Here is a 15237-nt window from a genome sequence, read left to right as displayed (position 1 = left end):
TCATGGAATTCGAGAAAGAATTTGATCTTGCTATTCCAGACGACGAGGCAGAAAAAATTTCTACAGTAGGTGAAGCAATCGCTCACATCGAAGCTGCTCTTTAATTTTTTTAGCATAAGAAGTTATATTATAGAATTCATTTATGGAATTGAAACGGGTAGTAATAACCGGTGTTGGAACCGTTAATCCTTTAGGGAATTCCGTTGAAGAGTATTGGGAGAATCTGAAAAACGGAGTAAGTGGAGCTGGGCCTATAACCCACTTTGATGCTTCGTTACACACCACAAAATTTGCTTGTGAGGTGAAAGATTTTGATCCTCTGAAATACATGGAGAAAAAGGAAATCCGCAAGTACGACCTGTACACGCAATACGCATTTGCTACAGCAGCGCAAGCTGTTGAAGACTGTGGAATTGACGTGGAAAAAGTTGACGGTGACCGGGTTGGTGTAATTTGGGGTGCAGGAATTGGAGGCTTACAAACTTTCCATGAGGAAGCAAGAGCTTACAAAGAGGAGCGTCCTCGTTTTTCTCCGTTTTTTATCCCTAAAATGATTGCAAATATTGCAGGTGGATTGGTTTCGATAAAGTACGGTTTTAGAGGTCCGAACTATACTACTGTTAGTGCTTGTGCTTCAGCATCGCATGCCATGATTGACGCTTTTAACACCATTCGTATGGGAAAAGCCGACATGATGCTTACCGGTGGTTCAGAAGCTGGCGTTAACGAAGCTGGTATTGCAGGATTTAACTCGATGCGTGCCATATCAACCCGCAATGATGATCCGAAAACTGCTTCACGCCCATTTGATAAAGACCGCGATGGTTTTGTTATGGGCGAAGGTTCTGCAGCATTTATATTCGAAGAATATGAACATGCTGTGGCGCGTGGAGCAAAAATTTATGCAGAAGTTGCAGGTGGTGGAATGTCGGCCGATGCCTACCACATGACAGCCCCTGACCCGGAAGGAAAAGGTGCTGGATTGGTAATGAAATGGGCATTGGAAGATGCAGGATTGAAACCTGAAGACGTTGACTACATTAACGTTCACGGTACATCAACTCCGCTTGGCGACATTGCAGAGCCGAAGGCGATAATCAAAACATTTGGTGAACATGCTTACGAGTTAAGCATCAGCTCAACCAAATCAATGACCGGTCACCTGTTGGGTGCTGCCGGAGCCGTTGAAGGCCTTGCCAGTGTGTTGGCAATGATTAACAATACTGTTCCTCCTACAATTAACCACACAACTCCAGACCCTGAAATTGACGAGAAGTTGGATTTCACGTTCAACAAAGCCAAAGAAAGGGAGATTAATGTAGCTATTAGTAATACATTTGGTTTTGGTGGTCATAATGCAACAGTAGTTTTCAAAAAACTATAGGAAACTGTGGTTAGAAAAATAGTACAACGGGTAAAACTCTTTTCGTCTGATCGGAAAGAGTTTTACTTGTTTTTAAAAGAATTATTAGGTTTTTACCCTCAAAACCTGCGTTTGTACGATCTTGCCTTTATTCATAAGTCGGCCTCGATGGTTGACTCGCAAGGCAACTTTGTAAATAACGAACGTTTAGAATACCTTGGCGATGCCATTTTAGGCGCAATAATTGCTGATTTCTTATACAACCGTTTTCCGCAAGAAGACGAAGGCTTTTTAACCAAAACACGCTCAAAACTTGTAAATCGTGCTATTCTTACTCAGCTTACCCACGACATGGGCTTGCACGTTTTTATCGATTCGAATACCACAAAAAACATAGACAAAAGCCACATTTACGGCGATGCGCTGGAAGCCTTAATTGGGGCAATATACCTGGATAAAGACTATAAAACAGCAAAGTTTTTTGTTACCAAAAAGATCCTTCCTCAATTTGTCGATCTGAACGAAATAGAGCAAGAGGATTCAAATTTTAAAAGTCAGTTAATAGAATGGAGCCAGAAAAATAAACGCGACATTGAATTTGAAACCACCGAAGAGACCGACGAAAAACTGAAACAGCCTAAGTTTAAAGCCATTGTAAAAATTGATGAAGAAAAAGTAGGCGAAGGTATGGGAACCTCGAAAAAAGAAGCTCACCAGAATGCAGCACGCGAAACGTTAAAAAAGCTTGATGAGTTGTAAATCTTCTGATGAGTAAGCACCTAATCCGTAGTGTTTATTAAATTTGCCCCGCAATTACCCAAAATGGAGAAACTATTAATTATAGCACTTGGATTTTTTGCCCAGGGATTATTTTTTATCCGGACCATTGCTCAATGGTTTAAATCGGAAAAAGAAGGAGAAGTAATTTCGCCGGTAATTTACTGGCAAATTAGCCTCGTTGCCAGCATTTTAATGCTTACCTACGGCATATTACGGCACGATTTTGCCATTGTTATCGGGCAATCGTTGGTGTATGGTATTTATATACGCAACCTGCAGCTTAAAAATGTTTGGCAAAAAATGCACGGGATGTTAAAAGTGCTTGCATTGGCTATTCCGGTAGTCTATTGGGTTTGGCTGCTCAGCTCCGGAAATTTTGCCCATATTCTCCACAACAAAACCGTTTCGCTTTTTTGGATGATTTGGGGAACTACTGCGCAAATCGTATTTATTTCGCGTTTTTTTTACCAGTGGATTCACTCCGAAAATAAAAAGGAATCGGTGTTTCCCCTTGGGTTCTGGATAATAAGTACAGCCGGATCGCTAATGATTTTTACCTATTCAATTGCCCGACTCGACCCGGTTTTATTTGCCGCCCACAGCCTGGGCCTTTTTACCTACATACGAAACATTTTTTTGCATTACGGGAAAGGCAGTTTGTTTGAAAGTTTAACGAAAATTCCGGTGCTGAATAAAGTTATTGGTAAAGTTTCGGATAAAATAAAATAGGCCGGCCTCACGAAAAAACCGACCCACTTTTTTGTTCCTTATTGTTTATTGTTTTCCGGTCGTTTTGACTTTATCAGCTCTCTTACTGCAGCGTAAATAATCATACAAAAAATAAATACAAACAACCCCCACACCGGCGCATAAAAACTTACAATTGCTCCTGTCATTACAATCTGAGGCGACACATCTGCTGCTGCTTTTATGGCCTCAAGTGCCTGAACAATTCCCACTAATTGCGACAAAAAGCCGGTGGCCAATGCTAATGATGCCGATATTTTTATCAGTCCCACAAGTTTAAGGTCTACCTGCTTTTTTGAAAAAACCGCAATAATTTTCCAAACGGCAACAGCCATTGCCAGCAAGCCAAATAAAGTTATCCAGTGCATAAATGGGCCACCTATTTTGTAGGCTTGCACCAGGTAACCAAATCCTGTTTCAGTTCTGTCTAATTCAATCATTTTTCTTTGATTTAAAGTTACACATGCAAACTAAAGCTTCTCCATTTTTTTGCACGAATTTTATCGATAAACAACTCAAAAGCCATTTTTAACAACAGCAAACGGCTTGCGATGTGTTCTAGCGGCGAATTTGGTTATTCAACACTTGAATGGTGCTTTTTATCGATTGAATTTTATAGATACATAATTCATGCTTATTTTTTAATTTTATAAAACTATGGCAGCTCAACTGCAACATATTATCCAAAAAACCCGGCAATTAAAACTTGTGCGTGTTGCCTATCACCTTATCTTTTGGGCGATAGTTGGCTTTTTTTACTTTTTTGTTTTTTACTGGAATAGTGCCTTCCCCCTCGTTTCTGTTATTTTTACTATTGGCTTGCTTCCTGTGGCAGTTGTTACCACCTACACTTTTAATGCGCTTCTTATTCCCAAATACCTGAACAACAAACGCTACGGCTATTTTATTTACCTCAGTATATTTACCCTGCTTGTGTCAACCTGGCTATCGTTTTTAATTGTTTTTTATGCGCTTATTCACTTGTTAAATACTACGGCCTCGCTCGAGCCGGCCGTGTTACACCCCGAGCTGCAGGTGCTATCCTTAAATTTTATTGTGTTTTTTGCTATTGCCGTAAAACAGGTGAAACATGCCTTTTTTATTCAGCAAGAAAAAAACGAACTGCAGCAAAAGAAACTTCATACCGAACTAAAACTTAAAGAAGCAGAACTAAAATTGCTAAAAGCGCAAATACATCCGCATTTCCTTTTCAACACTTTAAATAATTTATATGGGCTAACCATGGAAAAATCGGATGAAGCCCCGGAGCTGGTACTTCGTTTATCGGAAATACTGGATTATATTTTATACCGCTGCAACGAAAGAAGGGTACTTCTTAACGATGAAATTGCCAACCTGCGCAACTACATCGAGATTGAAAAAATAAGATATGCCGAAGATAAACTAACCATCACCGCAGATATACCTGAGGAAACAAATAAGCTGCAAATAGCACCGTTATTGCTACTACCATTTGTTGAAAACGCATTTAAACACGGAGTTAGCCATAATACCGGACCGGCTTTTGTACACATTAACTTATTGGTAAAACATACCGCGCTGCATTTTGCCATTGCGAATGCAAAAAACGAAACCAGCCAGCCAAACCAAACCTACTCGAAAGGAATTGGCCTGCAAAATGTTAAGAAACGCCTTGATTTGCTTTACCCCAACAGATACGATTTAAAAATTAACAACAGTGCTGCAACATTTTCCGTAACTTTAACTTTACAATTAGAAACTTGATGTACCGATGCCTCATTATAGATGACGAACCCATTGCCATTAGGGTTATTCGGAAACACCTGTCGGTTTTTTCAGATTTCGGGGTGGTGGCCGAGTGCAGCAATGCCCTTGAAGCTTTGCCCATTCTGCAACAAGAAACTATCGATCTGATATTTTGCGATATTCAGATGCCGCAACTTACAGGAATCGACTTTATTCGCTCCCTGTCGCACCCTCCCAAAATAATATTTACAACAGCTTACCGCGATTATGCCGTTGATGCTTTTGAGCTAAACGTGGTAGACTACTTACTGAAACCCATTTCGTTTGAGCGATTTACCAAAGCCATAAACCATTTTCTGGAGCAAGAGGTGCAACCAAAAGAAATGCCCCACTCCGACGATCTCTCAGCCAAGACACGCGATTTTATCTTTTTAAAAGCCGATAAAAAACACTACAAAATTAACCTGTCTGATATTTTATACTTCGAGAGCCTGGGCGATTATGTAATTGCCCATACCGCCGGCAATAAAATTATCAGCAAAGAACGCATCAGCCATCTGGCCGAAACTCTTCCGGCGAGGCGTTTTATTCAAATTCACCGCAGTTACATCGTTTCCATCGACAAAATACAGTCGCTTGGGCCGGGTTTTGTAGAAATAAAAAATAAGAAGTTGCCGGTTGGACGAAACTACAAAGCAGATTTGGCCAGGTTACTAACAGATTAGAGAAGCTTTATGGCTTCTTTAACCGTCATCTTTTCTCTGATGTTTCGGTTTTTGGCCAATTCATTACAAACCGATATTCTGCCATTCTCCAATACATCCTCTCCGTCAAAAATCTCGGCACTCATACAGTCAACGGTGCAGGCTAAAATTCCGTTACTATTTAACACCAGGAGACTCTTTATTCCTGCATTGTTTTTACCAATTCCGGCATCGTTAAAAAACACTGCTTTTACCTTGTATTTCTGAGCATATTCTCCTGCACTTAATCCACCGTGCGAGCCACACACAACAATATCTCCGTAGTTGCTTTTATTTAGGAAAGTAATGCTATCGGCAACGGTAACGGCTACTCCATCAACCTGAATTTGTTGTTGTTGCTTTAGCTCATTTTTGCTCCCATTTTCTTCTTTGAGCTTAGGCGATTCAGTAGCTAAACTTTCAGGATTGGGTGAGGAGATTTTGGCAAGATGACATATTTTGGCAACGGCTTCATGTACAGTATCGCCCTTTTGTATGCCGACTGCTTCAGCTTGCGGGGTAAGGTGACTAATAGTTCCGCTTTCCCAGGTATCGTGTGATATGCCAATCTCGGCGCTGTAATTATCTACGGCACAAGCCAAAATACTTTCAGCTTCGTAATACAAAAGACCTCTAATGCCAGCCTCGTTTTTCCCGATTCCCGCGTTGTTCAGAAATACAGCTTTTACCCCACAGTTTTTTACATGTTTGGCTAAATTGCTATTGCCACCGCAATGCGATCCGCAAACAAGAATTGGCGAAGTATTGCCCGCTATTAAATCGCCTAAACTATCAAGCAATAGTACACCTTCAGGTATTTGCATGCCATTGTTTTTTTCTAGTTTCAGAAAAGCCTAACAACGTATGGCTACCGACTCCACAGTCATAAGTTCCTCCTGGGCAATCTTTGCACCCATTTCGTAGGCTTTTATATTGCCTTCAACAAATTTTGCAGGAACATTCTCCTCTACAATCTGAATCATTTCGTCATGTGCGTAGCCTCTTAGCTCGGCGTAGTAACCCAGCATAAACACATTCATCATTTTGTTGATGTTAAAATTCACACAGGTGTGCTCATCGGGGTTAATGATAAATTTTTGCTTGTTCGAGCTTTTTATCATCTCGGTTTTTGAATCGGGTAAATCTTTTTGCAGACGCATGTTAACACTGGTTGGTGTTAACTCGTAGGTGCTGGTTAATAAAATACCATCTTCTTTTAATGCATGCAAATGACGAAGTGTTTCGGTTTGCTCAAAAGAAATCACGTAATCTACATCTCCGGCCTTAATAAAGGGCGACAACACGGGTTGAGTAGAATAACGAAAATGGCTTTCGACACCACCACCGCGTTGTCCCAGGCCAATCACATCTGATATTTTTAACTCGTATCCTTTTTTCAAATAATACTTGCTTAAAAGGTTGCTAAATAGAAGAATTCCTTGTCCTCCTACACCGGCAATGATGATGTTTTTTCCTTTGTCTTGCATTTTTAATTTTTTATAGCGTCGAATTTGCAGGCTGTTGAGCATAATCCGCAACCCGTACAAATATCCTGGTTAATTACTATTTCTGTTAATCCGTTTTGTCCTTTACTTTCTATAGCCAAACAACCAATACCTACGCACTTTCTACATTTAGTACATTCATCCTGGTCGATGTAGTACGTTTCGTTTTTGGGTAGTTTAAATTTGGTAACACATGGCTTTTTAACAATAACTACTGAATTTGTTTTTGCGTTTACCGCGTTTAGTATAGAGCTTTCCAATTCTTCAAATTCGTAGGCATCTACTGTTACAATGTCTTTTACACCAATCGCCTCGCATACTTTTGCAATGTCGAGTTGGTTCTCGGGTTTGTAGTTAAAGCCAAATTCGCTCGATGCTACATTTTGTCCACCGGTCATGGCCAGGCAGCTATTGTCAACTATAATCACGGTTGATTGGCTGTCGTTAAAAATCAGGTTCATCAACCCGTTAATTCCGGTTGCCCAAAAACCACCGTCACCAATCATGGCCACAAATTTATTCCCATCATCTTTGGCCTTGTTGTAACCGTGCGCCAGTGAAATACTTGAGCCCATACACTTTTGCAAGGCATACGACTCCATATGTGGGAAACAACCGATAAGTCCACAGGTAACATCGGCAGCTGCCTTAATTTTGTTCTTCTTTAATACACGCGAAATAAAAGTATGCGAACAGCCAGCACAGGCCACCGGAAGACGGAAAGGCACACCCTCCTGAGGTACTCGTTTTGTCGCGCCTGGCACCAACTTTTCCTCAATAATGTCAGGTGTAAAACGCATCATCTCGGGGAATTTTGGGAACAATTCTTTTCCAGTTACCGAAACACCCAGATCTTTGATGTTGCGTTCCATTATGTCGTGCCCATCTTCAATCACGTATAGCTTATCAACGTGTGCGGCCAGTTCTTTTATCTGTTTTTCAGGCAGCGGATGAACCATCCCCAATTTTAACACCGAGGCTTCGGGCAATACTTCTTTTACATAGAAATAAGGCGTACCCGCAGTAATAATCCCAATCTTTTTATCGTTCAGTTCCAGTCGGTTGATGGCAAAGTCGTTACTGTCGGCAGCCAAACGCTTCATATGTGCCGTAAAGTCGCTAAAACATTTGGTTAACTTCGGGTGCTCAGAGCCTTTGGCCTTAGTCATAATGGTGGTCATTATCACCTTACTAAAACTAATCGGATACTTTTCGCGGCATTTTGCTTCGTACGTGTCATTATCGTCGAATACCACCTTGCTATTGGTTTTACAAATTACCGAAGTAATTTTAAGAATAACCGGAGTGCTGTATTCCTCACTAATTTCGAAAGCCTTTACCATTAGGTCCTTGGCTTCCTGGCTATCGCCCGGCTCCAATACCGGAATGTTGAACATGTTTCCGTAATGACGGCAATCGTTATAATCATCACCTGCAATACGACCAACATCATCTCCAACCACCAGTACCAAACCACCGTTCACCTGGCTACCCGCAGCACCACCTAAAGCATCGGCGGCTACATGTAAACCAACGGTTTTCATTATGGCCATACTTCGGTAACCTGCAAACGAGGCACCTATGGCTACTTCTAGAGCAACCTTCTCGTTGGTCGACCATTCGCAATAAATTTCCGGGTGATTATAGTGGGTATAGTCCATTACCTCGGTAGAAGGTGTTCCCGGGAATCCCGAAGCAATTTTTACACCCGCCTCAAAGGCTCCTCTGGCAACGGCCTCGTTACCATTCATCATTTGCATTGTTGCAACCTCAACTCCTGTCTGCATATCTTAAAAGTAAATCCCGTCTGTAAAAAGGATTTGGTTATAGATTTTTAGTAAATGCGGACAAAAATAGATTAATTATAGTTTTCAGAAAACATTTACTATCAATTTGATAAGAATAAGAGGTTTTTGCAATATATGTTGCAAAAATGTACGCGTATGTTAAGTTATGTTTTTTACAATAATTGGTTGATTGGCATTTAAATGCATACCAAACAGGAGAAGTGAAGTGCTTAAAACCGTACGTACGGACTTATACTGTGTAGAGCGCTAAGGCATGCTGCTTCCCTCGTAATTTTATTTCGCCCATAGCTTTAGAAGCAAATTGTTTAGGCAGCTCACCCATTTTATTCAAAAGAAATTTGGAAACAAGGATATCCACTCCCATTTCATTGCATTTTGACTGAATACGTGCTGCAGTATTTAATACATCGCCCGAATAGGCAATTTCACGCTTTACAATGCCTATCTCGCCAACCATTACAAAGCCATAATGAAGACCTGCCTTAAACTCCGGAGTAAGGCCTTTATAACGCTCACGATAATAGCCTGCCCGCTCCAATAAAGTCTTCTTAATATCAAAAAAACACTGAAGACAATTTGCATTTTCAATTCCTGTATTTTGCTTCCAACTTATTACAATCTCATCGCCAACATACTGATAAATTTCTCCTTTCGAATCCAGAATTTTAGGAGTAACATCCCGAATGACATCTTTCAAAAAATTGAAATACTTACCTTCACCAAGTTGCTCTGCAATGGTAGTAGAACCCCGAATATCTAAAAACATAAAAATACGTTCTTCACGTTTCGGTTGGAAATACTTCCCCAGGATAAAAGATTTAAATACACCTGGCCCATATTTATCGTTAACCAACAAGCCAATTAATGAAATAATTACAATCAATAGCCAGAACAAGTAGTTTTGAACAACGGTAAGCACCGAATTGGAATTCCAGACAGCCTCCCATGTATCAGGATGATTAAACGCTATGTTTAATTGAGTGGCCTTAAAGTACATGGTTGTTGTTAAAGCCACAACAAAATATACCAAACTGTACGAACACAAAATGCTAAGTAATGACCAAGCATAAGATTTAGTCCGAAGCCATTTTGACCAAAAAAATACAATACTGCTACCACCAATCAATCCTGCTGTAAGCCCGGTAATTAAACTTCCGTACAAAAATGCGGTCGGGCTTAGTCCCGATATATCAAGGTCTAACTGGATTAGTGTAGAATAGCTAGAGAAAAACTGAAGTGTTGAAATGATGGTCCAAAACAAAGTAATCCATAAAATCTTTTCAGCCTGGCTACTTATTTTTTTGATGTAAAGTGATCTTTTTTTCATTTTACCGGCTCGTTAAAGTCTGGTAGTATAAACCAAAAGTATTTTAAAGATAATCGTTTGGCGTTTTAAAGCACTACCCAGGTTCAACTTTATGCATTCTATTCTACATTTTCAGGTTCCACAACTAACCGCTACAAGAAGGTAGACCGAGGTTTAATTACCAATAGATTGTACCAACTGGCAACGGATAAAAATCAGTGCCAGCTTGTAGATTTCGCCCTATGGAAATTGCTCGTAAACCGTTAATCTATTATCCGGTACCGTATGTTCAAATAAAAGCTGCGATTGGAGATGGGAATAAACCGGAAATACAAACCGTTCTATCAAAATAGTCGATTTGTATTTCCGAGAATTATCTATTTAACTAAAAGCATCCGAATTGATTCGGCATGTGCTCTTCCACTAACTTTTAAGAAATAGCTACCTCCGTTTAACGAGGTTCCATCAATCTGCACCTGATGGCTTCCTTCTTCTAGAAACGAACGTTGCACTTCCTTTACCAGCTTTCCGCTTGAGTCAAACAAAACTACAGTAATATCATCTGGCTCTGACATTTGAATGGTTACAAACGTTTTATTTTTAAATGGGTTGGGATAATTTTGCTGAACTGTCCAGGCTGCATGGCTTGTTTCCACATCGAAAACCGCTGTTGGAACAATTCGGGCACTGGCCGTATTGCTGTAATCCGACTTGTCATCATTAAGATAAGCCTGTATACGGTAGCTGTATTCTACTCCTGCTACTACACTTACATCCGTATAGCCTTCCGTTTCTGCAGCTACTGAATCAAGAATGGTATAACTACCTCCATCTTCAGCACGTTCAATGTAAAAACCCTCTTCATGTTCCGAATTATCGCTCCAGCTCAACTGCATTGTGGCATCAACAATACTTACACTCAGGTTTTGTGGCCCGCCGCTCAGTTGCTGCGGAATAGTTACTGCAATTACAGCACTGGCCGCTGAAACGCCTTCGCCGTTATAGGCCACAATTCGGTACTCGTAACTGTAACCGGCCATAACGGTAAGGTCGGTATAACTGCTTACATTGGCTCCTGTACTATCGATGCGTATAAAATCTTCATCGAAGCTGCTTTTCAGCGAGTCTACCACCCTTCTTTCAATGTAAAATCCATCTTCGTTGTCTGAGTTATCAGTCCAGCTTAACATTACCTGGCTGGCTGTAATTGCTGACTGTACTGCCGATGGTGACGTGGGAGCTGTGGCGGTAACTGTTTCGCCTCTTCCCGATGTCCAACTGACATTATCTATTTCTATCGAACCATTTAGGCTGGTGGTATCTTTTGGAGTTACCGATACTAATTCACCCGTTTTTGTAAGAAATAGAATCACTTTTGAACGTGTAGTTACCCCATCAGTAACAAATGTTGTCACTTCCATAATCCGTAAAGCATTAAGTTGTTTTCCTCCTGGAAATGTAATTTTCCCATAGGCATCTACATGCTTATCAACTGTTACTTCTTGCGTAATAGTTTGTTTTATATTCCCAACTAAGGGCACTGTGGTGGTAATATCTAAAGTTTGAGTACGTGTGTGCGACTGTGTATCGCCATATTGCAAAGGCAATTTGTACTGCACCCACGCAGGGTCGAATGTAATTATTGTTTCAATATTACCTGACACAGATTGTGCAACTGTTCCTGTTCCATGACTGATAAAGTCATCGCCAACCGAGTTATAAACCCATGTACTCGAGGGGGTCCCTTCAAACACCCCACTGTAAAACGAAGCATATTCTGCTCCGGGGAAAGATGCTGCATAATCAGAACTGGCAACATCTTTACTTTCGGTTTCAAAAGTGTAGTCAGTTTGCAACTGCGAGAAGTCCCAGGTGTTTTCACCCGGATTACCCACATCCACCGAAAGAGTTGTGGTGTCTAAATAGGTAGTAACTTTTGATCCAAGCACTAAACCTTCTTCAAAATCTGAAGCAGTAACCGAAATTTGGGCTTTAGCTGAAAAAACGAATAAGCTGAACATTACTAACAGCATTGTAGGAGTAAAATTTCTCATAAATGTGATTTTTAAATTATTTGTGTTTGATAAAATGTAATTCTCTGCTAACACATTTCGTATACAATATAAATATAATTCCTTTAAGACCCTTTTCTCTTTTTATTATTTTGCTTCTTTTTCCCAATTTGAGACAGATGGGATAAAGTTTAACTTTTATCTCGTTGGTTAATATTGAAAATCGTCTTTTAACTGCCTATGCGATAACTGTAATCCATATTTAAAAAGCGGTTCTTGGCTAAACCTTTCCATTTTTAGGCTGTTTTAACTACTTTTAATACGGCAATGTAAACCGCATGCAAAACAACAAGTACATATTTCGCGAGGGTTGGATATCGATTTTTGCCAACACTATTCTTTTTGGCTTAAAATACTGGGCCGGTATTGTTACCGGATCGGTGGCGCTAATTGCCGATGCCTGGCACACCTTAACCGACTCGGTTTCATCGGTAATTGTTTTAATAGGCGGCAAAATATCGAGCAAACCTGCCGACGACGACCATCCCTTTGGGCATGGGCGTGCCGAGCACATTGCGGCAGTAATAATTGGCGTGCTGCTGGCCATTGTTGCTTTCGATTTTATTATGAAATCGGTTGATAAACTGGGCACCCGCGAGCAAACTGTTTTTGGTACCATTGCCTGGGTAGTTACCCTAATTTCAATTGTAGTGAAAGAACTTCTGGCACAATATGCTTTTTGGGGCTATCGAAAAACAAATTCTTCGATCCTTAAAGCCGATGGCTGGCACCACCGCACCGATGCCCTTTCGTCGGTAATTATTTTGATAGGCTTGCTGGTTGGCAAGTATTTTTGGTGGACCGATGCCGTGCTGGGTTTTATTGTTGCCTTAATGATTGGCTGGGCCAGTTTCGAAATCCTTTCAAAAGAGACTAAAGCCCTGCTGGGCGAAAGCCCTTCGGATGAACTGTTAAAAACCATCCACGAAACAGTGCAGGCAAACTGTAAACACCAGCTGAATTTGCACCACATTCACCTGCATCACTATGGCAACCATACCGAAATGAGCTGTCACATAAAACTCCCCCCCGAAATGTCGTTATACGAAACACACGAGATTTGTACCCGCATCGAAAAAATTATTAAAAATGAATTTGGGTTTATAACCACTATTCACCCGGAACCTATTGAAAACAAATAAGAAAATAATATGAAAAACGCTCTCCTTTTTATCTTCGCACTTGCCCTGTTTGCCTGTTCAACCGGAACAAAGAAAAAAAGTGCCAATACCCAACAGGCCCCAATGAGTTATCATCTTGAAAAACTGTGGGAGTCGGACACCCTGGTTCGCACACCTGAATCAGTATTGCTCGATCGCCAACGTAACATCCTTTATGTTTCGAATGTTAACGAAAATCCATGGGAGCTTGATGGAAACGGGTTTATCTCAAAAATGGATAAAGACGGAAATATTATCGACCTGAAATGGATTGTTGGACTTAACGCTCCAAAAGGAATGGGAATTAGTGGAAACTCGCTTTTTATTGCCGATGTTAATGCACTGGTTGAGGCCAATATCGAAACAGGTGAGATTATTCAGAAAATTGAACTGGATGGAAAACCTGACCTAAATGACATTACCACAGCCAATGACGGAAGTGTATATGTATCTGGCTCGGGGTCGGTTACCATTTATAAACTAAACGACAAGCAGCTAACCCCCATTTTTACCGGAAAAGAAGGTGAACGGTTTAACGGTTTATTTTGGGAAAAAGAACGGATGTTGTTGTTAACCAGCAATAGCAGTATTTTCTACGAAATTCCATGGTCGACGATGGAAGCAAAAATACTTGCAGAAAATATGGGCCATGGCGATGGAATTGCACCGGTTGGCGATGGAAGTTATATCTTGAGCAACTGGAAGGGAGCCATAAATTTGCTTACAGAAGATGGGCAGCAGGTAGAACTTTTAAACACGCTATCGGATGAAATTAATGCTGCCGATATTGATTTTTGTGTGGATGACCAGATTTTATATGTTCCTACCTTTTTTAACAACCGCGTGGTTGCCTATAAATTTGTAAAAAAATAAAAAGGTAGTCTGCTGCTTATTTACCTTAAATCAGGTCAAACTAATTGAAGTTTATGCGGACGATATTTCCGTTGGCACCGGCAGCAAACCCTTGCCATTTTCCGGGCACACTGCGGTAGGTGTAATAACCGGCATTATCCAGATACTGCCAGTTTATTCCACCATCAAACGAAATATCGCAACCGGTTTTTCCAATGGCAAATGCGACGTTGCTCTCTTCCGAGTTTATAAACTGAACGCACGATCTGTATTGTTGTGGCATTTTTACTGCGGGCAGCCAGCTTTTTCCGCCATTAACAGTATAAGCAGCAATATTTGTATTTAATTCAGGCTGATCGTAAATCCCGCCAACAATTATTCCTTCATGCTCATTTTTAAAGGTTATTGAAAATATCCCTGATGTCGAAAGTCCTCTAACCATAGGTGTTTTGGCTACTTCCCAGGTTTGTCCAAAATCATCGGAATAAAATACCCGGGCAGCTTTCCCGCCGCTTGCAATCCAGACGTTCCCCGATGGCAAGTATTCAATACAAGTATTTGAGGCGGCAAAATTGGCTTCGCCATTCGCAACTGCCGGCAAGTTTTTAACCCTTTGCCAGGTGTTGCCACCATCGTTTGTTTTTAGCACAAAAAATGTACTATCCTCCGGGTCGCTTACTGCCAAACCATTTTGTTTATCGCCAAATTTTACCGAATTAAAAAACAAGCCACCTGTTGTATCGCTGTAAACCACATTCCAGGTGTTGCCCCCATCAAGTGTTTTGTAAGCAAAATCAGGCCCGGCAACGCCAAATACGATGGCTCCTTTTTCATCCCAGGCATGTATGCTTCTGAAATCGTTTATTTCAGCCTGTGGTATTGATACGTCTTTCCACTGGGTTCCTCCATCCGTTGATAACAAAACTGTTCCGGCGGATCCACTGGCCCAAACCACCTCTTCGTTAACCACATAAAGTCCACGCAAACTTGCCTCGCAAGAAATGGGCAATGGGATTACTGCAAGCGAAATTTGATCTTGCTTTGGCAACTTGCACGATTGCAGCGCACATAGCAAACAGGCAAATAAAAACAGGGTCTTAAACATTATTCTATAACTCAATTTAATATTGGTTTAAAACTAAAAAATTGCCAGTACACAAGGTATCGATTAAT

Annotated in this window: 14 protein-coding genes and 1 pseudogene; 8 read left to right on the top strand and 7 right to left on the bottom strand. The window is 40.8% G+C overall.

The genetic code is table 11. From position 1 onward, the window contains the following. From QZ574_RS18685 to QZ574_RS18670, 4 genes and pseudogenes are all read left to right on the top strand, one after another. Positions 1 to 104: pseudogene (locus QZ574_RS18685) on the top strand (acyl carrier protein); the annotation flags it as partial. 38 nt (positions 105 to 142) lie between these two features. Continuing rightward, entirely contained in the window at positions 143 to 1384 is a 1242-nt protein-coding gene (gene fabF, locus QZ574_RS18680) for a beta-ketoacyl-ACP synthase II (protein ID WP_297092379.1), read from the top strand. Positions 1385 to 1390: 6 nt separating this feature from the next. Next, positions 1391 to 2122, top strand: coding sequence for a ribonuclease III (gene rnc / locus QZ574_RS18675; RefSeq protein WP_297092377.1), 732 nt, complete (start codon positions 1391 to 1393; stop codon positions 2120 to 2122). Positions 2123 to 2185: 63 nt separating this feature from the next. Beyond that, positions 2186 to 2872 (top strand): lipid-A-disaccharide synthase N-terminal domain-containing protein, encoded by a 687-nt coding sequence (locus QZ574_RS18670; protein WP_297092375.1) that lies wholly within the window; start codon positions 2186 to 2188, stop codon positions 2870 to 2872. A 38-nt stretch (positions 2873 to 2910) separates the two neighbouring features. Here QZ574_RS18670 and QZ574_RS18665 read toward each other — a convergent pair whose 3' ends face one another. Further along, positions 2911 to 3330 carry a MotA/TolQ/ExbB proton channel family protein gene (locus QZ574_RS18665; RefSeq protein ID WP_297092373.1) on the bottom strand — a complete coding sequence of 140 codons (420 nt, stop codon included), beginning with the start codon at positions 3328 to 3330 and terminating at the stop codon, positions 2911 to 2913. 217 nt (positions 3331 to 3547) lie between these two features. On the opposite strand from QZ574_RS18665, the gene QZ574_RS18660 reads away from it, so the two are divergent. Together QZ574_RS18660 and QZ574_RS18655 are read left to right on the top strand one after the other, a co-directional pair. Next, the gene (locus tag QZ574_RS18660; protein ID WP_297092371.1) at positions 3548 to 4636 is read left to right on the top strand and encodes a histidine kinase; all 1089 of its coding nucleotides are present in this window, start codon (positions 3548 to 3550) and stop codon (positions 4634 to 4636) included. After that, complete coding sequence (locus QZ574_RS18655; RefSeq protein ID WP_297092369.1) at positions 4636 to 5343, top strand: LytTR family DNA-binding domain-containing protein; 708 nt, start codon at positions 4636 to 4638, stop codon at positions 5341 to 5343. Before QZ574_RS18660 ends, QZ574_RS18655 begins: the two co-directional genes overlap by 1 nt. On the opposite strand, the gene QZ574_RS18650 is transcribed toward QZ574_RS18655, so the two are convergent. The 5 genes from QZ574_RS18650 to QZ574_RS18630 form a co-directional block, all read right to left on the bottom strand. Continuing rightward, on the bottom strand, positions 5340 to 6185 hold the full coding sequence (locus QZ574_RS18650) for a hypothetical protein (RefSeq protein ID WP_297092366.1): 846 nt from the start codon (positions 6183 to 6185) through the stop codon (positions 5340 to 5342). The genes QZ574_RS18655 and QZ574_RS18650 overlap by 4 nt on opposite strands. A gap of 30 nt (positions 6186 to 6215) precedes the next feature. Further along, positions 6216 to 6848 carry a 2-oxoacid:acceptor oxidoreductase family protein gene (locus tag QZ574_RS18645; protein WP_297092365.1) on the bottom strand — a complete coding sequence of 211 codons (633 nt, stop codon included), beginning with the start codon at positions 6846 to 6848 and terminating at the stop codon, positions 6216 to 6218. A 2-nt stretch (positions 6849 to 6850) separates the two neighbouring features. After that, entirely contained in the window at positions 6851 to 8653 is a 1803-nt protein-coding gene (locus QZ574_RS18640) for an indolepyruvate ferredoxin oxidoreductase subunit alpha (protein ID WP_297092364.1), read from the bottom strand. A gap of 250 nt (positions 8654 to 8903) precedes the next feature. Beyond that, the gene (locus QZ574_RS18635; RefSeq protein ID WP_297092363.1) at positions 8904 to 10001 is read right to left on the bottom strand and encodes an adenylate/guanylate cyclase domain-containing protein; all 1098 of its coding nucleotides are present in this window, start codon (positions 9999 to 10001) and stop codon (positions 8904 to 8906) included. Positions 10002 to 10357: 356 nt separating this feature from the next. Beyond that, positions 10358 to 12034: a T9SS type A sorting domain-containing protein gene (locus tag QZ574_RS18630; protein WP_297092361.1), complete on the bottom strand. Its 1677-nt coding sequence runs from the start codon at positions 12032 to 12034 to the stop codon at positions 10358 to 10360. A 296-nt stretch (positions 12035 to 12330) separates the two neighbouring features. Between QZ574_RS18630 and QZ574_RS18625 the strand changes: the two genes are divergently transcribed. Continuing rightward, positions 12331 to 13194 (top strand): cation diffusion facilitator family transporter, encoded by an 864-nt coding sequence (locus QZ574_RS18625; protein WP_297092359.1) that lies wholly within the window; start codon positions 12331 to 12333, stop codon positions 13192 to 13194. Between the two features lie 9 nt (positions 13195 to 13203). Continuing rightward, the gene (locus QZ574_RS18620) at positions 13204 to 14085 is read left to right on the top strand and encodes a hypothetical protein (RefSeq protein ID WP_297092357.1); all 882 of its coding nucleotides are present in this window, start codon (positions 13204 to 13206) and stop codon (positions 14083 to 14085) included. Between the two features lie 40 nt (positions 14086 to 14125). Here the strand turns inward: QZ574_RS18620 and QZ574_RS18615 are convergent, their stop codons facing one another. Next, the gene (locus QZ574_RS18615; RefSeq protein WP_297092355.1) at positions 14126 to 15184 is read right to left on the bottom strand and encodes a hypothetical protein; all 1059 of its coding nucleotides are present in this window, start codon (positions 15182 to 15184) and stop codon (positions 14126 to 14128) included. Between the last annotated feature and the right edge of the window lie 53 nt (positions 15185 to 15237).

Source organism: uncultured Draconibacterium sp., assembly GCF_913063105.1.
Lineage (GTDB): Bacteria > Bacteroidota > Bacteroidia > Bacteroidales > Prolixibacteraceae > Draconibacterium.
This window is presented reverse-complemented; position numbering and strand designations above follow the sequence as displayed.